Source organism: Nostocoides sp. F2B08 (assembly GCF_009184895.1).
Classification (GTDB): Bacteria; Actinomycetota; Actinomycetes; order Actinomycetales; family Dermatophilaceae; genus F2B08.
The window spans coordinates 416,066-437,192 of sequence record NZ_WESE01000003.1 but is presented as its reverse complement, the minus strand read 5'-3'; the positions used below and the strand labels follow the sequence as shown (position 1 = coordinate 437,192).

Here is a 21,127-nt window from a genome sequence, read left to right as displayed (position 1 = left end):
CGCCCCGACTAGAGTTGGCGACATGCCAGCGGAGGATCAGCAGCGGACGGTTGCGCTGGTCACCCTCGGCTGCACACGCAACGAGGTCGACAGCGAGGAGCTCGCGGGGCGGCTCGCCGAGGGCGGCTGGCGGCTCGTCGAGGACGTGACCGACGCCGACGTCGCGGTCGTCAACACCTGCGGGTTCATCGAGCAGGCCAAGAAGGACTCGATCGACGTCATCCTCCAGGCGAGTGAGGCCAAGGAGAGCGGGCGCACCCAGGCCGTCGTCGCCGTCGGTTGCCTGGCGCAGCGCTACGGCAGCGAGCTCGCCGCCGAGCTCCCTGAGGCCGACGCCGTGCTGGGGTTCGACTCCTACGCCGAGATGTCGGAGCAGCTCTCCGCCATCCTCGCGGGGCAGCGGCCCGCCGCGCCGACGCCGGGGGACCGGCGACACCTGTTGCCGCTCACCCCGGTCGAGCGCCAAGGCGCCGCGGGCTCCGTCGCCCTGCCCGGCCACGGGAGCGGCGCCGGTGGTCGCTCGGGTGCGGACCGCATACCGGATCTGCCGGAGGGGATCGCCCCGGCGAGCGGACCCCGGGTCGTTCGGCGACGCCTCGAGCAGCGGCCGTGGGCGCCGCTGAAGATCGCGAGCGGGTGCGATCGGCGGTGCAGCTTCTGCGCCATCCCGATGTTCCGCGGCGCGTTCGTCTCCCGCCTCCCGGACGACGTCGTCACCGAGGCGCAGTGGCTCGGGCAGCACGGGGCGCGCGAGCTGTTCCTCGTCTCGGAGAATTCCACGTCATACGGCAAGGACCTGGGCGACCTCGGTGCGCTTGACACGCTGCTGCCGAGGCTGACCGCGGTCGACGGGGTGGACTGGGTGCGGGTGTCCTACCTGCAGCCGGCGGAGGTGCGGCCCGGACTGCTCGACGCCATGGCGAGCACCCCGGGCGTCGTGCCGTGGTACGACCTGTCGTTCCAGCACGCGAGCGCGACGGTGCTGCGCCGGATGCGCCGCTTCGGCGGCACCGAGCCCTTCCTCGGCCTCATCGACTCGATCCGGACGCGGTCGCCGCTGGCCGGCATCCGCACCAACGTCATCGTCGGCTTCCCCGGCGAGACCGAGGACGACGTGGCCGAGCTGTGCCGGTTCCTCGGCGAGGCGCGACTCGACGTCGTGGGTGTCTTCGCCTACTCCGACGAGGACGGCACGGAGGCGGAGACGCTCGACGGCAAGCTGTCCGAGGCCGAGATCTCCGAGCGGTTCGACGAGGTGGCCGATCTCGTCGAGCAGCTGACGGCCGACCGGGCGATGGAGCGGGTCGGCGAGGACGTCGTCGTGCTCGTCGAGGAGGTGACGACGTCCGTGGAGTCGCACGCCGACGGGGCGCTCGAGGTCATCGGGCGCAGTGCCCACCAGGGTCCGGATGTCGACGGCGCGACGGTTTTCCACTGGCCCGCGGGGCTGGAGGTGCCGGCCGTGGGCTCGTTCGTCCGGGCCCGGGTGGTCGATGCGCAGGGTGTGGACCTCGTCGCCGAGCCGGTGGGGATGGCGTGATGGGCGGCGCCGCGTCGGCTCCGGCGCCTCCGAGCCCGTGGAACATCGCCAACGCGCTGACGATGCTCCGCATCGTGCTCGTGCCGGTGTTCGGCTGGCTGCTGCTGGTGGAGAACGGCGAGTCGCCGGCCTACCGGTACCTGGCCGCTGCGACGTTCACGGCGGCGATGATCACCGACCGGATCGACGGCGACCTGGCCCGCAGTCGGGGCCTGATCACGAAGTTCGGGCAGATCGCCGACCCGATCGCCGACAAAGCGCTGATGACGATGGCGTTCGTCGGACTGTCGATCATCGACATGGTGCCCTGGTGGGTGACGGCCCTGGTGCTCGTGCGGGAGTGGGGGATCACCCTCCTGCGGTTCATCGTCATCCGCCACGGCGTCATGCCAGCCGGCCGCGGTGGCAAGATCAAGACGGTCCTGCAGACCGTCGCCATCGTCATGCTCACCCTGCCGCTGTCGACCTGGCCGTTGGGCGGGTTCCTCGAGTTCCTCGCGTATGCGGTGCTCGCCGTCGCCGTCCTCGTCACCGTCGTCACTGGTCTGGACTACGTGCGCGACGCGCTGCGGCTGCGCCGGACGAGCGAGCGGGCGGCTGCCAAGCGCGCTGCGCGGGAGGGCGGCTCGCGTGATCGGGGCGGGCGTGAGGGCGGCGGACGTGGGGGCGACGGGCGTGAAGGGGGCGGGGCAGCCGCCGGCGGTCCGGGACGAACGTAGTGATATGCACGTTTCTCCCGCCCCGGAACGGCTTGCCGTCGACGTCATCCACACCTGTCGCCAGCGGGGCCTGACGCTCGCGACGGCGGAGTCCCTGACCGGTGGACTCGTCTGCGGGGCACTGACGTCGGTGCCCGGGAGCTCACTCGTCGTCCGTGGCGGGGTGGTCGCGTACGCGACCGACCGCAAGAGCACACTTCTCGGGGTGTCCGCGGACCTGCTCGCCGAGCGGGGGGCGGTCGATGCGGACGTAGCGTCGGCGATGGCAGAAGGGGTGCGGGGAGTGATGGTCGCTGACGTCGGGCTGGCGACGACGGGGGTGGCCGGTCCCGACCCGCAGGACGGTCACGAGGTCGGCACGGTGTTCGTCGCGGTGTCGGCTCCGGGCGTGGCTTTCGTCGAGCGGTTGGCACTCGACGGGGATCGAGCGACAGTCCGCGAGGCCACCGTCGACGCGGCCCTGGGGCTGTGTCTCGAGGCGCTGTCGCGGCTGGTGGACTGATCCGTCCGTGGGCCCGTTCGGGGGATTCGATGTGGTGTCACCCAGCGCTGTGTCGGCGCAGGCCTGTACCGTGGTCCCCATGATCGTGTTGCGCCGCGAGCTCGGTGAGGTCCTCCGCGAGGAGCGCCAGACCCAGGGTCGCTCGCTGCGCGACGTCGCCAAGTCCGCCTCAGTCTCCACCGCATACCTCAGCGAGGTCGAGCGCGGCACCAAGGAGGCCTCGTCCGAGCTCATCGGCGCGATCTGCTCGGCGCTCGGTCAGCCGCTGTCGGAAGTCCTGTCCCAGGTGACCTCCCGAGTCGCCGTCGCCGAGGCGGCGACCGCCCCGGTGCCGCTACACGAGCGCCGCGCGGCGATGTCCGCCCGCAACGCCGCCTGACGCCGAGTTCCGCTCGCCCGCAGGACTGTTCGGCGCGCGGTTGGCATACCGGTGTGGGAGCTGCCGAGTCTGCGGCATGCCAGGGGCGTGGGATATCGCGCGGTTGGCATGCCGGTGCGGGAGCTGCCGAGTCTGCGGCATGCCAGGGGCGTGGGATATCGCGCGGTTGGCATGCCGGTGCGGAGCTGCCGCGTCGGCAGCATGCCAGGGGCGGGTCATGTGGCGCGGTTGGCATGCCGGTGCGGAGCTGCCGCGTCGGCAGCATGCCAGGGGCGTGGGATATCGCGCGGTTGGCATGCCGGTGCAGAGCCGCCGACTCGAGGAATGGAGCGCGCCGCTTAGCGGGTGCGACGCCGATAGCCGCTGCGCGAACGGGGACGGCTGCTCGACAGCGGTGCCTGCGGCCGTCCGTCGTCGGTGGAGGCGATTCCTCCCTGGCACGACGGGCACGAGAACAGGGTGCGCTCCTTGTCCGCCGGTCCCGCCATCGCGACGCGGATCGTCTGTCCGCAGCGGGGACACGGCAGCCCCGAACGCGCGTGCACGTATGACGGGTTGACCGCCCGCGCGCAGGCGTCCTTCATCATCCGCTGGATCCGGCCGAGCACCCGATCGAGGTCCTCGTCGCTCAGCTCCGACACCGGCGTCCACGGGTTGACGCGTTCGACCCACAGCCCTTCACTCGCCCACATCGTTCCGATCCCAGCGAGGTTCCGCTGGTCGAGCAGGCTCGCGCCGATGAGGTCGTGCGTGCTCCCGAGGTGGCCATCGCGCACATGAGCCACGGCGAGCGCGAGATCCCAGTCCTCACCGAGGATGTCCGGGCCCAGATGGCCGACCAACTCGCTCTCGTCGTCGGTGCGCACGAGGTCGAGTCCGCCGAGCCGCCTCCCCAGAGCCGTCCACCGCGACGTGCCGAGCACGGCCCTGACGACGTCGGCGCTCGGCACGCGGTCGCCGACGTTCTGGATGCGCCACGAGCCCTCCATCTTCAGATGCGAATGCAGGGTCAACCCGCCCTCGAGCCGATGGAGGATGTGCTTGCCGCGTGGCACGACCTCGAGCGTCGTCATACCGACGAGGTCGCTGTCGATGAGCCGGCCCCAGCGGAGCTCGGCCCGCTCGAGCTCCTCCCCGCCGAAGACCTGATCGAGCCGCCGACAGGTCCGCCACACGGTGTCGCCCTCAGGCACGGATCCGCAACCCCTTCGGCGTCATGTGGAACCCGGCCGACAGCAGCGCGCTGACCAGTGGCGAGCCCGAGCCGAGCAGGTCGGCACCGTCGGCCTTGCTCACCGTCAACCGGCCGAGCGCCCCCGCTCGCACGGCCCCGGCCAGCGCCTGCGCCGCCGCCTCCAAGGCCACAGCGTCGTCGGTCCAGGTCAGCACCGTACGACCGCCGCGCTCGACATACAGCACGAGCGCTCCGTCGCGCAGCACGACCAGCGCGCCGGCCTTGCGCCCGGGCTGGTGACCACGAGCCGACCCGTCCTCGTCGACCGATCGCTCCGGCCAGGACAACGCCGCGCCGTAGGGCTGCGCCGGGTCGGTCGCCGCGAGGACGAGCACGGTCGGCTCCCGCGACGGCTCACCGGTGGCGCGCAGCCGGTCCACGGTCGCCGTCGCGCCGAACTGCGCGGCCCCGAGGTGCTCGATGAAGTAGCCGCGTCGCAACACGCGGGTCTCCTCGGCCTGGCTATAGACGCGGTACAGCCCCGCGAAGCCGCCAGGCACGTCCTCGGCAGCCGCGACGCCACGGGTGACGATGCCGTAGCGGTCGAGCAGGACCTCCGCTCGCGCCAGGGTGCGCGCGGTGACGTTGTCGATCGGCTTCGGCAGCATTGACCAGCGACCGACGAGGGTCGTCGGCGTCGCCCGTGCGCCCGGTCCGCCACCACTGGCCGCGAGCCGTCCGCTGCCGAGCATGCCGAGCCCCGACCGGCGGCCGGCATACCGAGCCCGTGTCGGTGCGCGCTTCCGGGAGCCCCGCGCGTGCGCGGTTCGACCCCTCCCCAGCCGTGCCCGCAAGGGTGCCAGGGTGTCACCCGTGGCAACGCCCGCCCACACGAGATCCCACAGCGCCTCCCCGAGCTCGGTGTCGCTCCAGACGCTCGCGTCCTCGGCCGCGGCCCGAACCGAGTCCGCGAGCGCGGTGAAGAACATCGCCCCACCGCCCGACAGGGCCCCGAGCATCGCCTGCGGCACTGCCGCCTCCGCGTCCGGACCCGTCGGGTCATCCAGCGTCAGGTGTGCGGTCTCCGCCACGTGGAGCGAGACCCACCCGTCGTCACCGGCGAGCGATCCGTGACCCTGCCACAACACCTCACCCGCGGACATGAGGTCGTCGAGCAGCGCGGGGCTGTAGTCCTGCACCCGCGCGGGGAGCATGACACTCTCGAGCGCGCTCGCGGGCAGGACGGCTCCCGAGAGCTGCTCGACCGCCCGCAGCACCCCGGACCGTCCGCGTAGCCCGCCCGGCACGGCGTGCCAGCCGGGCAGGAACCGGGCGTACGTGCCCGGGTCGACGGGCTCGACCTCGCGCCGCAGCGCGGCGAGCGACCGACGCCGGATCTGGCGGAGGATCTCGGAGTCGCACCACTCGGCGGTCTCGCGGTGCGTGCCGGTCTCGTGGTCGCCGACGTGCTGCGCGAGGATCTCCGGCGGCAGGAACTCGCCCGTCGTCATCCGGCCGGACGCCGCGAGCCGCGCCAGAGTGTCGTTGACGACCGCGATCCCCAGCCCGAACCACTGGGCCACCGTCCCGGCGAGGAACGGCCCATGCGTGCGCGCATAGCGCCGGACCAGGTCCCCGATCGGGTCCTCCACCGGGTCGAGGTATGCACCGGGCACCCCGACCGGCAGACTCGCCCCCAGGGCGTCCCGCAGCCGAGAGGCGTCCTCGACCACCGCATACCGGTCCTCGCCGGCGACCCGCACAGGAATGACCTGCCGCTCCTCGGTCAGCCGCTCCAGCCAGGCCGGCACCTCCTCCCGGACGTTCTCGCGCGTACGCTCCGCGACGGCGGCCAAGGGGAGCGGGCCAAGCGTGCGCAGCAGGTCCACGACGTCCTCGGCATCGCGGCACGCCCGCTCGGGGGTGAGCCGCTGCAGCTCACTCTCGGTCGTCGTGATCGCCTCGGGGTCGAGCAGGTCACGCAACGAGAGGCCCTCGGTCTGACCGAGCAGGTCGGCAAGGAGACCGGGGTCGAGCGCCAGGGCCGCGGCCCGACGTTCGGCCAGCGGCGAGTCGCCCTCGTAGAGGAACTGGGCGACGTAGCCGAAGAGCAGCGACTGTGCGAACGGCGAGGGCTGGCGGCTCTCGACGTCCACGACCGAGACCTCACGACGCTGCACGCGCCGCAGCAGGTCGACAAGTCCGGGAACGTCGAAGACGTCCTGGACGACCTCGCGCACCGTCTCGAGGATGATCGGGAACGTCGGGTATGCGCTGGCCACCTCGAGCAGCTGCGCTGACCTCTGTCTCTGCTGCCACAGCGGCTGCCGCCGGTCGGGGCGACGTTTCGGGAGCAGGAGGGCCCGGGCGGCGCACTCGCGGAAACGCGCGGCGAACAGCGGAGAGCCGCCGATCTCGGTCGTGATGAGGTCGGTCACCTCATCCGGCTCGAGCAGCACCGCGTCGACGAGCGCGCTCGAGGCGTCCGCACCCCGTGACGCGGACTCGCCACCGGGGAGGTCGTCGAACTCGAGGTCGGGCAGCCGGAAGACGATGCCGTCGTCGGCGGCCATCGCCTGGACGTCGACGCCGAAGCGCTCGCGCATCCGGGCCGACACGCCGAGTGCCCACGGCGCGTGGACGGAGCGGCCGTAGGGCGAGTGCACGACCACCCGCCAATCCCCGATCTCGTCCCGGAACCGTTCGAGGACGATCGTGCGGTCGTCGGGCAGGCTGCCGGTCGCTTCGCGCTGTTCGCGGAGGTATTGGAGGAGGTTGTCCGTCGCCCACGGGTCGAGGCCGGAGGCAGCCACCCGCTCCCGGGCGGCGGCCTCGGCCGCCTGGCCGACCTCGCGGATGTAGCCACCGACAGCGGCCCCGAGCTCGTAGGGGCGCCCCTGCTGGTCACCCTTCCAGAACGGCAGCTTGGCGGGGATGCCGGAGGCGGGGGAGACGAGGACCTGGTCATGGGTGATGTCCTCGATCCGCCAGGTCGAGGTGCCGAGGGTGAACACGTCGCCGACCCGGGACTCGTAGACCATCTCCTCGTCGAGCTCGCCGACCCGGCGCCCCGGGCCGTCGCCGCCGGCGAGGAAGACGCCGTAGAGACCGCGGTCGGGGATCGTGCCCCCGGAGGTCACCGCGAGCCGCTGGGCACCCCGGCGGCCGGTGAGCGTGTCGGTCAACCGGTCCCAGACGACCCGTGCGCGCAGGTCGGCGAACTCCTCGCTCGGGTAGCGCCCCGCGAGCATGTCGAGGGTGGCCTCGAGGACCGATCTCGTCAGTGTCGAGAACGGGGCTGCGCGACGGAGCAGCGACTCGAGATCCTCGACGGACCAGTCGTCCATGGCCGCCATCGCGACGATCTGCTGCGCCAGGACATCGAGGGGGTTCGCCGGGACGTGCAACGACTCGATCGCACCCTCCCGCATCCGCTCGACGACGACGGCGGTCTGGACGAGGTCGCCGCGGAACTTCGGGAAGAGGACGCCGCGGGAGACTGCACCGACCTGGTGGCCGGCACGCCCCACCCGCTGCAGCCCGCTCGCGACCGACGGGGGCGACTCGACCTGGACGACGAGGTCGACGGCGCCCATGTCGATGCCGAGCTCGAGGCTGCTCGTCGCGACGACCGCCGGGAGTCGTCCCGCCTTGAGGTCCTCTTCGATCTGAGCGCGGTGCTCCTTGCTCATCGAGCCGTGGTGGGCCCGTGCCAGCACCGAGACGCCGTCCTGCTCGGGGTGGCGCTCGAGCCAGATCTCGTTGAGCCGCGTCGTCAGGCGCTCAGCGAGACGGCGGGAGTTCGTGAAGACGATGGTCGAGCGGTGCGCCTCGACGAGGTCGACGACGCGCTCCTCGACGTGTGGCCAGATCGAGGTGCGCGGCTGCTCCCCGGAAGCGGCGCCGGAGAGGTCGTCGGTGATCACCTCGCCGAGCGCCGACATGTCGGGCACCGGCACGACGACGTCGAGGTCCCACTGCTTTTCCGAGGCCGGGGACACGATGTCGACGTCGCGGCCCCCGGCGAGGAACCGGCCGACCTCCTCGATGGGGCGCACGGTGGCAGAGAGCCCGACCCGCTGCGCCGGGCGGTCGAGGAGCGCGTCGAGGCGCTCGAGGCTGAGGGCGAGGTGCGCTCCGCGCTTGGTGCCCGCGACGGCGTGGATCTCGTCGACGATGACCGTGTCGACACCGCGCAGCGACTCGCGGGCGGCGCTGGTGAGGAGGAGGAACAGCGACTCGGGGGTAGTGATGAGAATGTCGCTCGGCGACTTCGCGAAGAGCCGGCGCTCTGCGGCCGGGGTATCCCCGGAGCGCACGGCGACCGAGATGTCGGGGATGTCCGGGAGGCCGAGCCGTCGGGTGGCGTGACCGATGCCGACGAGCGGGCTGCGCAGGTTGCGCTCGACGTCGACCGCGAGTGCCTTGAGCGGCGAGACGTAGAGGATCCGGCACCGGCGCATCGGGTCCTCGGGCGGGCCCTCGACGACGAGGCGGTCCAACGCCCAGAGGAACGCCGAGAGGGTCTTGCCCGAACCCGTGGGCGCGACGACGAGGGCGTGCCGACCGGAGCTCGTCGCCGTCCACGCCCCGACCTGCGCAGAGGTGGGCTCGGCGAAGCTGCTGCGGAACCACTCGGCCGTCGCAGTGGAGAAGCTCTCGAGGATGTCGCCGCTGCTCGCGGCGCCCTCGACGTCGGTGCTGGTCATCGCGGACAAGCCTGCCACCCTGCACCGACAGCGCGCCTCGCGTCGATGGTCACTACCCTGCATGGGAGGGTTGGGGCAGCACGGACCGCTCGCCGTTTCGGTCCAATTGGACCAAAACGGCGAGCGGTCGTGCAGTGCGCGGGCCTTTCGTTTTGGTCCAATTGGACTGAAACGAAAGGCGCCACCGCACACCCCGAACGTGGACCAGGAGACCTCAATGCGCGTGACCATCCTCGGCTCCGGCAACGGAGCCACCGCAGCCGCTTTCGAGTGGGCGCAGAACGGCCACGAGGTCGCGATGTGGGACCTGCCGCAGTTCCCCGACAACATCGACGCGATCGCGCGCACCGGCCGGATCGAGGGACGCGTCAAGTTCGAGGGGACCGTGCCGATCCGCTACGCCGGGCACGACATCGACGCGGCCCTCGACCGAGCCGGCCTGGTGCTCCTGGTGGGCCCCGCATACAGCACCGTCGCTTTCGGGGAGGCCCTGCGCGGCCGCATCCACCCGGACGTCCCGATCGTGCTTGTCCCCGGCGCCTGCAACGGCGCGCTCGTCCTCAAGCAAACCCTCGGCCTCGAGCTTCTCGACGACACCTACGTCATCGGCGAAACGAGCACGCTGCCCTACGGTTGTCGTCTCGTCGAGCCCGGGGTCGTCCGCGTGACGACGCGGGTCATCACCGGGCTGTTCGCGGCGGCCCTCCCGAGCAGCCGTACGGACGTGCTCATCGAGCGGCTCGCCCAGGTCTGGCCGCAGGTCGAGCCCGCGCGCAACGTGCTGCAGACGACACTGCAGAACGGCAACCCCGTCATCCACCCCGCGATCATGCTGATGAACGCGAGTCGGATAGAGAACACCGGCGGCGACTTCCTGTTCTACACCGACGGGGTGACACCAGCCTCGGCCAACCTCATCGAGGCCGTCGACACCGAACGGCTCGCGCTCGCCGCCGCACTGGGGATCGAACTGCTCTCCGAGCCCGAGCTCGGCTTCCGGCAGGGCTACATGGGCGATGCGACCTACCAGACCGGGTACAACCAGGGCATCGGTTTCGCGACGTCCCAGGCACCGTCGACCCTCGACTTCCGCTACCTCACCGAGGACGTGCCCTACGGCATGGTCTTCATGTCCGAGCTCGCCAAGAAGGTCGGCGTCCCCACCCCGACCATCGACGCCGTCATCCAGATCGCCTCGGTCCTCCTGCGCCGTGACTTCCGTGCCGAGGGCCCACGCACGCCGGACACCCTCGGCCTGCACGACCTCGCGCCGGATGACCTGCGCCGACTCTGAGTCTGTCCCAGGCTCAGTCCGGTCACCGACCGGGTGAGCAGCGCATACGATCGCTGACCATGTGGATCTCGGAGTTCTGGACCCTGATGCGGGACGAGTTCGGCGACGGACCGGCGCAGGCGCTGGCCCATTCGCATGTCCTCAGCGCGCTCGGGGACCGGACCGCGGAGGAGGCGCTCGATGCGGGGGTGTCGCCGCGAGAGGTCTGGCTCGCGCTGTGCCGTGACCTCGACGTCCCCGAGGAGCGCCGGCTCGGCCGCGAGGAGCCGCACCGCCGGTGACGGGTCGGGAAACCGCTTCGGGGGTGTCGGACCGCTCGACTACTGTGGCCGATCGTGACCGACACAGTGCTCCTGACCGCGCGTGACCTGACGAAACGGTTCGGGGACTTCACCGCCGTCGACGGCATCGACGTCGAGGTGCACAAGGGCGAGTCCTTCGGCTTCCTCGGTCCCAATGGCGCGGGCAAGTCCTCGACGATGCGGATGATCGGCGGGGTCTCACCCGTGACCTCCGGCGAGCTGAGCATCTTCGGTCTCGACCCGGCCACCCACGGACCGCAGATCCGGGCCCGACTCGGCAACTGCCCGCAGAAGGACCTCCTCGACGAGGAGCTCTCCGTCCAGGAGAACCTCTGGGTCTACGGGCGCTTCTTCGGGCTGTCCCGCAAGGAGGTGCGTGAGCGCGCGACGGAGCTGCTGGAGTTCGCCCAGTTGAGCGAGCGGCGCGGCGACAAGGTCGAGCCGCTCTCGGGGGGCATGAAGCGCCGCCTGGTCATCGCGCGCAGCCTCATCAACAACCCCGAGCTGCTGCTCCTCGACGAGCCGACCACCGGCCTGGACCCACAGGCGCGGCACGTGCTCTGGGACCGGCTGTTCCGCCTCAAGCGCCAGGGCGTCACGCTCATCATCACGACGCACTACATGGACGAGGCCGAGCAGCTCTGCGACCGGCTCGTCGTCATGGACAAAGGCCGGATCGCCGCCGAGGGCAGCCCGCGCGACCTGATCGTGCGCTACTCGACGCGTGAGGTGGTCGAGGTGCGCTTCGACACCGACGACCACTCCGCCCACGCGGACTCGCTCGGCGGGATCGGCGAGCGGATGGAGGTGCTCCCGGACCGCATCCTGCTGTATGCGGACGACGGTGACGCTGCCGGCTCGGCTGTCCATTCGCGAGAGCTCGCGCCGTTGTCCGTCCTCGTGCGTCGCTCGACCCTCGAGGACGTGTTCCTCCACCTCACCGGCCGGACCCTGGTGGACTGATGGACGCGACCGAGACCACGGCATCCACGTCTGTCCCCGAACGGTCACGGCTCGCGGCCGGGCCGCGACGAGACCTCGGAATCCTCGAGCGCACCGGTGTCCTGATCGAATACCACTGGCTGCTGTTCCGCCGCACGCTCCGCGGTGTGCTCATCACCCGGTTCCTGCTGCCGGTGCTCTTCCTCGCCTCGATGGGGCTCGGCGTCGGAAGCCTCGTCGACGAGAACAGCGGCGGCGTCGACGGCGTCCCGTACCTGCTCTACGTCGTGCCCGGGTTGGTCATGGTGACGGCGATGCAGACCGCAGTCGGTGAGTCGACGTGGCCCGTCATGGGTTTTGTGAAGTGGAACCAGTTCTACCGCGCAATGCTCAACGCTCCGCACTCGGTCGCCGACACGCTGCGGGCGCACTGGCTGATGATCGCCTTCAACGTGGCGACCTCGGCGCTCGCCTTCACCCTGATCTCGGCGCTGTTCGGGGGAGTGGGCTCCTGGTGGGCGCTCCTCGGGACGCCGATCGCCGTCCTGACCGGGATGGCCTTCTCCACGCCGCTGTTCGTCATCGCCGCCAAGACCGACACCGACTCGGTGTACTCCGCGATCTTCCGACTCGTCGTCACCCCGCTCATGCTGTTCTCCGGGGCCTTCTTCCCGATCGATCAGCTACCGACGTGGATGCAGCCGTTCGCGTGGGCGACTCCCCTGTGGCACGGCATCGAGCTCGGCCGGGCCGCGTTCCTCGGCGGACCCGTGCCGGACCTGTGGTGGGTGCACGTGGGAGTCCTCACCGCATACATCGTCGTCGGCGCGGCCGTCTCCCGGCGCGCGTTGCGCCAGAGGCTGGTGCCCTAGGTGGTCGGCTACGCCCTGTGGCGCTTCGTCCTCCTGCGCGACGTCGTCGCGTTCCGGAGGATGTGGTGGCTGTTCCTGTCCGGCTTCGTCGAGCCGGTCTTCTACCTCTTCTCGATCGGGATCGGGCTCGGGGCCCTCGTCCAGACCGTCACGACCGACCAGGGGATGGTCGTGTCCTACGCCGCCTTCGTCGCGCCGGCGATGCTCGCCGCCTCGGCGATGAACGGCGCGATCGCCGACACCACCTACAACTTCTTCTTCAAGCTGCGGTTCGCGAAGACCTACGACACGATGCTCGCGACTCCGGCGCGTCCGTGGGACATCGCCGTCGGTGAGATCCTCTGGTCGCTGATCCGCGGTGGGACGTACTCGGCGATCTTCTTCCTCGTCGCGCTCGTCATGGGCTTCGTCGAGTCGTGGTGGGCAGTGCTGGCGATCCCGGCGGCGCTGCTCATCGGCGCGGCCTTCGCGGCGATGGGGATGTGGGCGACGACCTATATGACGTCATGGAAGGACTTCGAGTTCATCAACCTCGTCATCCAGCCGATGTTCCTGTTCTCGGCGACGTTCTTTCCGCTGTCGGTCTATCCGGAGGCTCTGCAGTGGCTGGTCCGCCTCATGCCGCTCTACCACGGCGTCGAGATCCAGCGCGGACTGCTCCTCGGCGACGTGCACTGGGGTCTGCTCGTGAGCGCGGCCTATCTTGCGGGGCTGGCCGGACTCGGGCTGTGGGGTGCCAGCCGGCGCATCTCGCAGCTGTTGCTGACCTGATGTCGCTCTCTCGGATCCATGCGGCGTGTCGTGGGCGTGTCGAGACGGTTCGAACATGTGTTCGCCGTAGTGTTGTCCCCGCGCGAGGGTCCTGACGGCGTGTCGTCCACAGTCCCACGGCAGCAGTGAGACGGCTGTCAGTGCCCCCGCCTAGCGTCTGACCTGACAGCAGAGAACGTCCGCTCGCGCAGCTGTGAGGTCGAAGGTGGACGTGACCGACCTCGACCAGACGAAGGAGACGGCAGAGATGGCTCGAACGCCTGCACCTGTCAACGGCGCGCTCCGCGGCGCCAACGGCACACCCCCCAACCAGGAGGAGCGGCTCAAGGCCCTCTCCACGGTCATGGGCCACATCGAGAAGGCCCACGGCAAGGGCGCGGTCATGCGCCTCGGCGATGACATCCGCCCTCCGATCGAGGTCATCCCGACCGGCTCGATCGCGCTCGACGTCGCCCTTGGCATCGGCGGACTCCCGCGCGGACGGGTCGTCGAGATCTACGGTCCTGAGAGCTCGGGAAAGACGACGGTCGCGCTCCACGCGGTCGCCAACGCCCAGAAGGCGGGTGGCATCGCCGCCTTCATCGATGCCGAGCACGCACTCGACCCCGAGTACGCCAAGAAGCTCGGGGTCGACACCGACAACCTCCTCGTCAGCCAGCCGGACACCGGTGAGCAGGCGCTCGAGATCGCCGACATGCTCATCCGCTCCGGCAGCCTCGACATCATCGTCATCGATTCCGTGGCGGCCCTCGTGCCGCGTGCGGAGATCGAGGGCGAGATGGGCGACAGCCACGTCGGTCTGCAGGCGCGCCTGATGAGCCAGGCGCTGCGCAAGATCACCGGTGCGCTGAGCAACACCGGCACGACCGCGATCTTCATCAACCAGCTTCGGGAGAAGATCGGTGTCATGTTCGGGTGCATGTCGTACAGCACCCGAGTGACCCTCGCCGACGGATCGACGGAGAAGATCGGCAAGATCGTCAATCAACGCATACCCGTCGAGGTGCGGACCTACGACCCCGAGACCGACAGCATCGTCTCCCGCCCTGTGACGAACTGGTTCGACAACGGGGTCACTGAGAAGTTCCTCCAGTTCACGGTCGAGAAGTCCGGCGGCAACGGCAAGTCCCAGTTCGCCGCCACCGAGAACCACTTGATCCGCACCCCCGGAGGCTGGGTCGAGGCCGGGGAGATCATCGCCGGCGACCGCGTCATGGCCTCGGAGACAGCGCGACTCTCCGACCAGCAGTGGCAGGTGATCCTCGGAGGTCTCATGGGGGACGCCCACCTCGCGCCCAACCGCCGAGGTCGCCGTGGTGTGCGCTTCCGGATGGGACACGGAGAGCGTCAGGTCGAGTACCTCGACTGGAAGGTGTCGCTCCTCGGCAACATCGGTCACTCGCGGACTGTGGGACCCACCGGTTCGCAGCACGTCGACTTCATCCCGTTGCCCGAGCTCGGCGAGCTCCGCGACGTCATGTACTGGGGTGACGGGAAGAAGCACCTCTCCGAGGAGTTCGTCAAGGCGCTCACCCCTCTCGCACTGGCGGTCTGGTACATGGACGACGGGTCGTTCACGGTCCGGTCCAAGGGCGTGCAGGCGCGCACGGCCGGCGGCTCCGGACGGATCCAGATCTGTGTCGAGGCCATGAGCGAGGCTTCCCGGGACCGACTGGCCGGATACCTTCGTGACGAGCACGGTGTCGACTGCCGAGTTCGCCCGTCCGGGGCGCGTCAGAAGGCCGTCCTCACGATGACGACCGCCGGCACCAAGCGCTTCCAGGAGATCGTGGCGCCCTACGTCCACCCGGCGATGGAGTACAAGCTGCTCCCGAACCTGCGTGGTCGGTTCGCCGTCGAGCCCGAGTTCGTCGAGCCGCGTGAGGTGCTCATCCCTGCGCGTGTCCTGGACGTGCACGTCAAGCCGAAGACGCGCTCCATGCACCGCTTCGACATCGAGGTGGGGGGCACACACAACTACTTCGTCGACGGCGTCATGGTGCACAACAGTCCTGAGACGACGACGGGTGGCAAGGCGCTGAAGTTCTACGCCTCCGTTCGGATCGACGTCCGCAGGATCGAGACGCTCAAGGACGGGACGGACGCGGTCGGCAATCGGACCCGCGCCAAAATCGTCAAGAACAAGGTCTCGCCGCCGTTCAAGCAGGCCGAGTTCGACATCCTCTACGGACAGGGCATCTCCCGCGAGGGTGGGCTCATCGACATGGGCGTCGACCACGGCTTCGTCCGCAAGGCCGGCGCCTGGTACACCTACGACGGCGACCAGCTCGGCCAGGGCAAGGAGAACGCTCGCCAGTTCCTGCGCGACAACCCCGACCTCGCCGACGAGCTCGAGCTCAAGATCAAGGACAAGCTCGGCGTCGGACGCCGCCCGGAGGAGCCGGGCCCGGCCGTGGCCGAGGTTCCCGTCGACTTCTGATCGAGACAGTCCCCATGACGGACGACACCACCGCGGCCCGCAGCGCTCCAGACCTGGATGCGCTGCGGGCCGCGGTGTCGCGCATCGAGGGCGGCGAGTCGACCGGTCTCTTCGACAATTCGCCCGGACCCGAGTCCGAGCGGCCAGCCCGCCCAGCCCGCGTCCCGCGTCGCCCGGCGCAAGAGGATGAACGGCAGCCCGGGGGTCTCAGCGCCGACCCGGCTGCACCCGAACACGACGCGATGGCGTCCGACACCGACCACCCCGGCAACTCCTCGCCGTCGCCGGACCGGCAAGACGACCGCGACGCCGATCCCTACGCCGTGGCGCGCGCGATCGTCCTCCGCCAGCTCACCATGTCCCCGAAAAGTCGCCACCAGCTCCGCGAGAAGCTCCGCCAGCGGGACTGCCCCGACGACGTCGCCGAGGCGGTCCTGGACCGGCTCACCGAGGTCGGGCTCGTCGACGACGCGAAGTACGCCGAGACGCTCGTGCGTTCCAAACAGGTCACCCGTGGCCTCTCCAAACGGGCGCTCGCCCACGAGCTGCGGACCAAGGGAGTGGACCGGGACACGGCCGGCGACATCCTCGACCAGGTCAGCGACACCGAGGAGGAGGACCGGGCACGGTCGCTCGTCGAGGGGCGCCTGCCGCGGCTTCGAGGGCTGGACAAGGACGTCGTCGTGCGGCGCCTCGCCGGGCTGCTCGCCCGCAAGGGCTATCCCTCAGGACTCAGCCTTCGCGTCATCCGCGAGGCGATCGACGCCGATCCTGCATTCCGCCGCGACTGATTGCCACGACCGACCCCGGCACGAGGGCGCGGACCGCCGGCCGCCGGACTCAGAGCGAGTGCAGCGGACGCTGGCCCGGCGGCAGCGAGTCGGTCCGCACGATCTCCTTGCCGAAGGGCACGAGCGAGATCGGGATCATCTTCAGGTTCGCGATCGCCAGAGGGATCCCGATGATCGTGATCGCCTGCGCGACAGCCGTCGTGATGTGCCCGAGCGCCAGCCACCAGCCGGCCAGGATGATCCAGACGACGTTGAGTACCACGGACCCGGTCCCCGCGTCGGGCTGATCGATCACCGCCCGACCGAACGGCCACAGCGCGTACCGGGCCATCCGAAAGGACGCGACGCCCAGCGGGATCGTGATGATGAGGATGAAGAACAGCACGCCGGCCAGCGCGTAGCCCAGCGACAGCCAGAGGCCGCCGAACAAGAACCAGATGATGTTGAGCAGGGTCCGCACCGGGCCCGTCCTCTCGTGATCGATACGTCGTCAGCAGGGAATGTCACTATCACGCTAGCCAACGACCCGGACCTGGCGCGGATTCCGCCGGCCCGTGGGCGAGGATGGAGAGCATGACCACCGTCGTCGTCGGAGGAGGCATCGTCGGGCTCGCAGTGGCCCGCGAGCTGACTCGTCGGCGCCCTGGCGCCGAGGTGGTCGTCCTCGAGAAGGAGGACCGGCTCGCGGGCCACCAGAGCGGCCACAACTCCGGTGTCGTCCACGCCGGCATCTACTACCGGCCCGGCAGCCTCAAGGCGCAGCTGTGCACTCGGGGCCGGGACCTGCTGCGTGACTACTGCGGCGGGCACACGCTGCCCTACGACCCGGTGGGCAAGCTCGTCGTCGCCGTCCGCCCCGACGAGCTCGCCCGCCTCGATGCCCTCGAACGGACCGCAACCGACAACCAGGTGCCCGGCCTGCGTCGCCTCGACCGGGTCGGCCTCCGCGAGATCGAGCCCCATGCCGAGGGCCTGAGCGCCCTGCACTCGCCCGCCACCGCGATCACCGACTTTGCCGCGGTCGCCCGATCGTTCGCCTCCCAGCTCGCTGCAGCCGGTGGCCGCGTCCGACTGCGCACGAGAGTGACGGGTATGCGCCACTCACCGTCCGGTGTCGAGCTCACCACGAGCGTCGGCCCGGTTCACGCCGACGAGGTCGTCGTCTGCGCCGGCCTGCAGGCCGACCGGCTCGGCGTCCTCGCCGGTGGTCCGCCGGCTCCGCGGATCGTCCCCTTCCGTGGCGAGTACCTGCGGGTGACTCCGGAGAAGCAGGGCCTCGTCCGCGGCCTGATCTACCCGGTCCCCGACCCGCGCTACCCCTTCCTCGGCGTCCATTTCACCCGGATGGTCGACGGCTCCCTCGAGGTCGGCCCCAACGCGGTCCTCGCCACCGCTCGCGAGGGCTACCGACGCCGCGACGTCACGGTGCAGGACCTGCGTGACACCGCCACCTGGCCCGGCACCTGGCAGCTGGCCCGCACGCACTGGCGCACCGGCGTCCGCGAGCTGGCCGGATCGCTCTCGGTGCGGGCCTACCTGAAGGCGGCCCGCGCATACGTCCCGGAGATCGGACCCGGCGACGTCGTTCGGGGACGCGCCGGAGTGCGCGCCCAGGCGGTCGACCTGGACGGCACCCTTGTCGACGACTTCCGCGTCGACACCGAGGACCGCATCACCGTCGTCCGCAACGCGCCCTCGCCGGCGGCCACGTCGAGCCTGGCGATCGCCGAGTGGATCGTCGACCGGATGCACCGCTGAGCGCCCCCCGCGACGGACGGGGTGGCGTTGGCTATAGGCACCGATAGCCAACGCCTAACCGTCCGTGGCGGAGGGGGATGACCGAACACCTGGCGCAGGCGCGATTCACGCGTGTGGCGAGCGGCGCATACCCTAGAGCGGTTATGTCCTCGCACCGCACCTACGACGTCCGCACGCACGGCTGTCAGATGAACGTCCACGACTCCGAGCGCCTCGCCGGCCTGCTCGAGACGGCCGGTTACGTCGACTGCAACAGCCTCCCACCGGGGGAGCGGCCCGAGGTCGCCGACGTCGTCGTGTTCAACACGTGTGCGGTGCGTGAGAACGCCGACAACAAGCTCTACGGCAACCTCGGCCAGCTGCGCCCGGCGAAGACCCGCAACCCCGACATGCAGATCGCCGTCGGCGGCTGCATGGCGCAGAAGGACCGCGCGACCATCGTCGAGCGCGCGCCGTGGGTCGACGTCGTGTTCGGCACCCACAACATCGGCAGCCTGCCCGCTCTCCTCGACCGGGCCCGGCACAACAAGCGCGCCGAGGTCGAGATCCTCGAGTCGCTCGAGACCTTCCCGAGCACCTTGCCGACCCGGCGCGACAGTGCCTACGCCGCGTGGGTCTCGATCAGTGTCGGCTGCAACAACACGTGCACCTTCTGCATCGTGCCGAGCCTGCGCGGCAAGGAGCAGGACCGCCGTCCGGGCGAGATCCTCGCCGAGATCGAGGCGCTCGTCGCGCAGGGCGTCGTCGAGGTGACCCTGCTCGGGCAGAACGTCAACACCTACGGCGTGGAGTTCGGCGACCGGCTCGCCTTCGGCAAGCTGCTGCGCGCCTGCGGACAGGTCGAGGGTCTGGAGCGGGTGCGCTTCACGAGCCCGCACCCCGCGGCGTTCACCGACGACGTCATCGAGGCCATGGCGCAGACGCCGAACGTCATGCCGAGTCTGCACATGCCGTTGCAGTCCGGGTCGGACCGGGTCCTGAAGGCGATGCGCCGGTCGTACCGCTCGGAGCGCTTCCTCGGGATCATCGACCGGGTGCGCTCGCAGATGCCGGACGCGGCGATCACGACCGACATCATCGTCGGCTTCCCCGGCGAGACCGAGGAGGACTTCCAGGGCACCCTCGACGTCGTCGCCGCTTCACGCTTCAGCAGCGCCTTCACCTTCCAGTACTCCATCCGCCCCGGAACCCCGGCCGCGACGATGCCCGACCAGGTGCCGAAGCAGGTCGTGCAGGAGCGCTTCGACCGCCTCATCGCGCTCCAGGAGGAGATCTCCTGGAGCGAGAACCGCCGACTCGAGGGCCGCGACGTCGAGGTGCTCGTCGCGCCGTTCGAAGGTCGCAAGGACGTCGAGACCGCGCGGATGTCCGGTCGGGCGCGCGACAACCGGCTCGTCCACTTCGCCGTTCCGGAGGGCGCCGAGCGCGCCCGCCCGGGCGATCTCGTCACCGTGGGGGTCACCTACGGCGCACCCCATCACCTCGTCGCGGACGGGGCTCTCGCCGGTGGCACGTATGCGGTGCGCCGGACCGCGGGCGGCGACGCCTGGGCGGCACTTCAGGACGCGCCGGTGCCCGGCAAGCCGGCGGTCTCTCTCGGCATGCCCTCGGTCGGTGCGCCTGTCGACCCTGCGGTGACCGCCCCGGCGTGCGGGGTGCCCGCCCGCGCCTGAGGCCGCTGCTTCCTGCCCCGTGAGGACCGGCGAGTTCGGCGTGTTTGGTGCGTTGCACCGCGTTCGGGCCGCTACAGCGCACCGAAGTGCCGGGACGACACCGGTTTCGGGAGTCCGCACCGGTCTGCGGGGCACATCGCAACCTCACGCGAACGGGCCCGCCCACTGCACCGAATGGACGGGCCCGCTCCGCTCGGCGCCTCGAGCGGGAGTGATGTCCTACGGCTGCGGCGGCACGTCCTTGTCGGCAGCGGCCCCCTCGTCGCCGATCCGGTCATCGGCAGCTGTCCGAGCCGTGTCGATGTGATCGGCGTGCTTGCCGCCCGTCGCGGTGTTCGCGCGGTCAGCGGCCATGTCGAGACCCTGGTCCGAGTACTGCTCCACCTTGTCCGAATGCTGTCCGGTCAGGTCCTCGGCCTTCTTCTTCATCTTGTCGAAGACGCCCATCTGAGCTCCCTTCCTGGTCCCGCCTCCGGGATCCGGAGGCCCGGGCACGATGCCCGATCCGTCCATTCGACCAGAGTGCAACGCCGGGATGGGGCCGCAGCGTCGGGTCGATCCGCGGGAATGGGAGACTGGCCCGCATGACTGTCCGACCCATCGTCATCACCGGAGAGCCCGTCCTGCACCGCCGAGCCGCCCCCGTCACGGTCATCGACGACGAGGTGCGCACCCTCGTCGCGGACATGTTCGAGACCATGGACGAGGCCCACGGCGTCGGTCTCGCCGCGCCCCAGATCGGCATCGGGCTGAGGGTCTTCACCTGGAACATGCGCAACGAGGACGGCGTCCCCGCGCGCGGCGTCATCATCAACCCCTTCGTCAAGGCGAGCAAGGCCGCCGAGGGTGCGCCCGACCCGCACGAAGAGTCCGAGGGCTGCCTCTCGGTGCCGGGGGAGTCCTTCCCCCTGCGCCGGGGTGAGCGGGCCGAGGTCACCGGGCTCGACCTCGACGGCAACGAGCTCGCCTTCACCGCGACCGGCTGGTTCGCGCGGTGCATGCAGCACGAGTACGACCACCTCAACGGCTTCCTCTATGTCGACCGGCTCGAGGGGCGCTGGGCCCGCAAGGCCAAGAAGGCCGTCAAGCGCAACGGCTGGGGCGGTCCCGGCCACACGTGGATGCCCGGCGTCGACCCCGACCCCTTCGGCCATGACGACGCTGACGACGACGGCGACGAAGGGCGGCACGAGGGCGACCAGCATGACCGGGAGCACGGCGCCGGCGGCGACATCGGTCCCGACGCCGAGCGCGTCTGACG

The 21,127-nt window shown here is 70.4% G+C and carries 18 protein-coding genes and 2 pseudogenes; 16 read left to right on the top strand and 4 right to left on the bottom strand.

Features of this window, described 5'->3' with window-relative positions; all coding sequences use genetic code 11:
* Nucleotides 1–22 precede the first annotated feature (22 nt).
* The 4 genes from rimO (at nucleotide 23) to GA707_RS09440 (ending at nucleotide 3,140) form a co-directional block, all read left to right on the top strand.
* On the top strand, nucleotides 23–1,540 hold the full coding sequence (gene rimO / locus GA707_RS09455) for a 30S ribosomal protein S12 methylthiotransferase RimO (RefSeq protein ID WP_152178158.1): 1,518 nt from the start codon (nucleotides 23–25) through the stop codon (nucleotides 1,538–1,540).
* The gene (gene pgsA, locus GA707_RS09450; protein ID WP_152178157.1) at nucleotides 1,540–2,259 is read left to right on the top strand and encodes a CDP-diacylglycerol--glycerol-3-phosphate 3-phosphatidyltransferase; all 720 of its coding nucleotides are present in this window, start codon (nucleotides 1,540–1,542) and stop codon (nucleotides 2,257–2,259) included. Before rimO ends, pgsA begins: the two co-directional genes overlap by 1 nt.
* Before the next feature lie 4 nt (nucleotides 2,260–2,263).
* Entirely contained in the window at nucleotides 2,264–2,761 is a 498-nt protein-coding gene (locus tag GA707_RS09445; RefSeq protein WP_152178156.1) for a CinA family protein, read from the top strand.
* Nucleotides 2,762–2,840: 79 nt separating this feature from the next.
* Nucleotides 2,841–3,140: a helix-turn-helix domain-containing protein gene (locus GA707_RS09440; protein WP_152178155.1), complete on the top strand. Its 300-nt coding sequence runs from the start codon at nucleotides 2,841–2,843 to the stop codon at nucleotides 3,138–3,140.
* Nucleotides 3,141–3,478: 338 nt separating this feature from the next.
* Here the strand turns inward: GA707_RS09440 and GA707_RS09435 are convergent, their stop codons facing one another.
* Both GA707_RS09435 and GA707_RS09430 read right to left on the bottom strand, forming a co-directional pair.
* Nucleotides 3,479–4,333 carry a DNA-formamidopyrimidine glycosylase family protein gene (locus GA707_RS09435; protein WP_152178154.1) on the bottom strand — a complete coding sequence of 285 codons (855 nt, stop codon included), beginning with the start codon at nucleotides 4,331–4,333 and terminating at the stop codon, nucleotides 3,479–3,481.
* Nucleotides 4,326–9,023 (bottom strand): ATP-dependent helicase, encoded by a 4,698-nt coding sequence (locus GA707_RS09430; protein WP_152178153.1) that lies wholly within the window; start codon nucleotides 9,021–9,023, stop codon nucleotides 4,326–4,328. Before GA707_RS09430 ends, GA707_RS09435 begins: the two co-directional genes overlap by 8 nt.
* 217 nt (nucleotides 9,024–9,240) lie before the next feature.
* Here GA707_RS09430 and GA707_RS09425 point away from each other — a divergent pair, with 217 nt between their 5' ends.
* From GA707_RS09425 to GA707_RS09395, 9 genes and pseudogenes are all read left to right on the top strand, one after another.
* Nucleotides 9,241–10,317 carry an NAD/NADP octopine/nopaline dehydrogenase family protein gene (locus GA707_RS09425; RefSeq protein WP_152178152.1) on the top strand — a complete coding sequence of 359 codons (1,077 nt, stop codon included), beginning with the start codon at nucleotides 9,241–9,243 and terminating at the stop codon, nucleotides 10,315–10,317.
* Nucleotides 10,318–10,376: 59 nt separating this feature from the next.
* Nucleotides 10,377–10,598: a DUF3046 domain-containing protein gene (locus GA707_RS09420; RefSeq protein ID WP_152178151.1), complete on the top strand. Its 222-nt coding sequence runs from the start codon at nucleotides 10,377–10,379 to the stop codon at nucleotides 10,596–10,598.
* Nucleotides 10,599–10,652: 54 nt separating this feature from the next.
* Nucleotides 10,653–11,582, top strand: a complete 930-nt coding sequence (locus tag GA707_RS09415) for an ABC transporter ATP-binding protein (protein WP_152178150.1) — start codon at nucleotides 10,653–10,655, stop codon at nucleotides 11,580–11,582.
* Entirely contained in the window at nucleotides 11,582–12,433 is an 852-nt protein-coding gene (locus GA707_RS09410; protein WP_152178149.1) for an ABC transporter permease, read from the top strand. Before GA707_RS09415 ends, GA707_RS09410 begins: the two co-directional genes overlap by 1 nt.
* On the top strand, nucleotides 12,434–13,204 hold the full coding sequence (locus GA707_RS09405) for an ABC transporter permease (RefSeq protein ID WP_152178148.1): 771 nt from the start codon (nucleotides 12,434–12,436) through the stop codon (nucleotides 13,202–13,204).
* Nucleotides 13,205–13,451: 247 nt separating this feature from the next.
* A pseudogene (gene recA, locus GA707_RS21625) lies at nucleotides 13,452–14,381 on the top strand (recombinase RecA); the annotation flags it as partial.
* A 36-nt stretch (nucleotides 14,382–14,417) separates the two neighbouring features.
* A pseudogene (locus GA707_RS21620) lies at nucleotides 14,418–14,972 on the top strand (LAGLIDADG endonuclease); the annotation flags it as partial.
* Between the two features lie 171 nt (nucleotides 14,973–15,143).
* Nucleotides 15,144–15,644: a hypothetical protein gene (locus GA707_RS21615; protein WP_226963690.1), complete on the top strand. Its 501-nt coding sequence runs from the start codon at nucleotides 15,144–15,146 to the stop codon at nucleotides 15,642–15,644.
* A gap of 14 nt (nucleotides 15,645–15,658) precedes the next feature.
* Nucleotides 15,659–16,435 carry a regulatory protein RecX gene (locus GA707_RS09395; RefSeq protein ID WP_226963669.1) on the top strand — a complete coding sequence of 259 codons (777 nt, stop codon included), beginning with the start codon at nucleotides 15,659–15,661 and terminating at the stop codon, nucleotides 16,433–16,435.
* A 49-nt stretch (nucleotides 16,436–16,484) separates the two neighbouring features.
* Here the strand turns inward: GA707_RS09395 and GA707_RS09390 are convergent, their stop codons facing one another.
* The gene (locus tag GA707_RS09390; protein WP_152178147.1) at nucleotides 16,485–16,895 is read right to left on the bottom strand and encodes a YccF domain-containing protein; all 411 of its coding nucleotides are present in this window, start codon (nucleotides 16,893–16,895) and stop codon (nucleotides 16,485–16,487) included.
* 113 nt (nucleotides 16,896–17,008) lie between these two features.
* Here GA707_RS09390 and lhgO point away from each other — a divergent pair, with 113 nt between their 5' ends.
* Nucleotides 17,009–18,193, top strand: coding sequence for an L-2-hydroxyglutarate oxidase (lhgO, locus tag GA707_RS09385; protein ID WP_226963668.1), 1,185 nt, complete (start codon nucleotides 17,009–17,011; stop codon nucleotides 18,191–18,193).
* A 143-nt stretch (nucleotides 18,194–18,336) separates the two neighbouring features.
* A complete protein-coding gene (miaB, locus tag GA707_RS09380; protein WP_152178145.1) occupies nucleotides 18,337–19,866 on the top strand; it encodes a tRNA (N6-isopentenyl adenosine(37)-C2)-methylthiotransferase MiaB in 1,530 nt (509 codons plus the stop codon).
* Between the two features lie 219 nt (nucleotides 19,867–20,085).
* Here miaB and GA707_RS09375 read toward each other — a convergent pair whose 3' ends face one another.
* On the bottom strand, nucleotides 20,086–20,313 hold the full coding sequence (locus tag GA707_RS09375; protein WP_152178144.1) for an antitoxin: 228 nt from the start codon (nucleotides 20,311–20,313) through the stop codon (nucleotides 20,086–20,088).
* Nucleotides 20,314–20,450: 137 nt separating this feature from the next.
* On the opposite strand from GA707_RS09375, the gene def reads away from it, so the two are divergent.
* On the top strand, nucleotides 20,451–21,125 hold the full coding sequence (gene def / locus GA707_RS09370; protein WP_152178143.1) for a peptide deformylase: 675 nt from the start codon (nucleotides 20,451–20,453) through the stop codon (nucleotides 21,123–21,125).
* Nucleotides 21,126–21,127 lie beyond the last annotated feature (2 nt).

Bases quoted from the DNA above. Each gene is read 5' to 3' on its own strand.
- GA707_RS09430 (WP_152178153.1), bottom strand. From the start codon at position 9,023: ATGACCAGCACCGACGTCGAGGGCGCCGCGAGCAGCGGCGACATCCTC.
- rimO (WP_152178158.1), top strand. From the start codon at position 23: ATGCCAGCGGAGGATCAGCAGCGGACGGTTGCGCTGGTCACCCTCGGC.
- GA707_RS09440 (WP_152178155.1), top strand. From the start codon at position 2,841: ATGATCGTGTTGCGCCGCGAGCTCGGTGAGGTCCTCCGCGAGGAGCGC.
- GA707_RS09410 (WP_152178149.1), top strand. From the start codon at position 11,582: ATGGACGCGACCGAGACCACGGCATCCACGTCTGTCCCCGAACGGTCA.
- GA707_RS09395 (WP_226963669.1), top strand. From the start codon at position 15,659: ATGACGGACGACACCACCGCGGCCCGCAGCGCTCCAGACCTGGATGCG.
- GA707_RS21615 (WP_226963690.1), top strand. From the start codon at position 15,144: ATGCACCGCTTCGACATCGAGGTGGGGGGCACACACAACTACTTCGTC.
- GA707_RS09420 (WP_152178151.1), top strand. From the start codon at position 10,377: ATGTGGATCTCGGAGTTCTGGACCCTGATGCGGGACGAGTTCGGCGAC.
- GA707_RS09445 (WP_152178156.1), top strand. From the start codon at position 2,264: ATGCACGTTTCTCCCGCCCCGGAACGGCTTGCCGTCGACGTCATCCAC.
- GA707_RS09425 (WP_152178152.1), top strand. From the start codon at position 9,241: ATGCGCGTGACCATCCTCGGCTCCGGCAACGGAGCCACCGCAGCCGCT.
- lhgO (WP_226963668.1), top strand. From the start codon at position 17,009: ATGACCACCGTCGTCGTCGGAGGAGGCATCGTCGGGCTCGCAGTGGCC.
- def (WP_152178143.1), top strand. From the start codon at position 20,451: ATGACTGTCCGACCCATCGTCATCACCGGAGAGCCCGTCCTGCACCGC.
- miaB (WP_152178145.1), top strand. From the start codon at position 18,337: ATGTCCTCGCACCGCACCTACGACGTCCGCACGCACGGCTGTCAGATG.
- pgsA (WP_152178157.1), top strand. From the start codon at position 1,540: ATGGGCGGCGCCGCGTCGGCTCCGGCGCCTCCGAGCCCGTGGAACATC.
- GA707_RS09375 (WP_152178144.1), bottom strand. From the start codon at position 20,313: ATGGGCGTCTTCGACAAGATGAAGAAGAAGGCCGAGGACCTGACCGGA.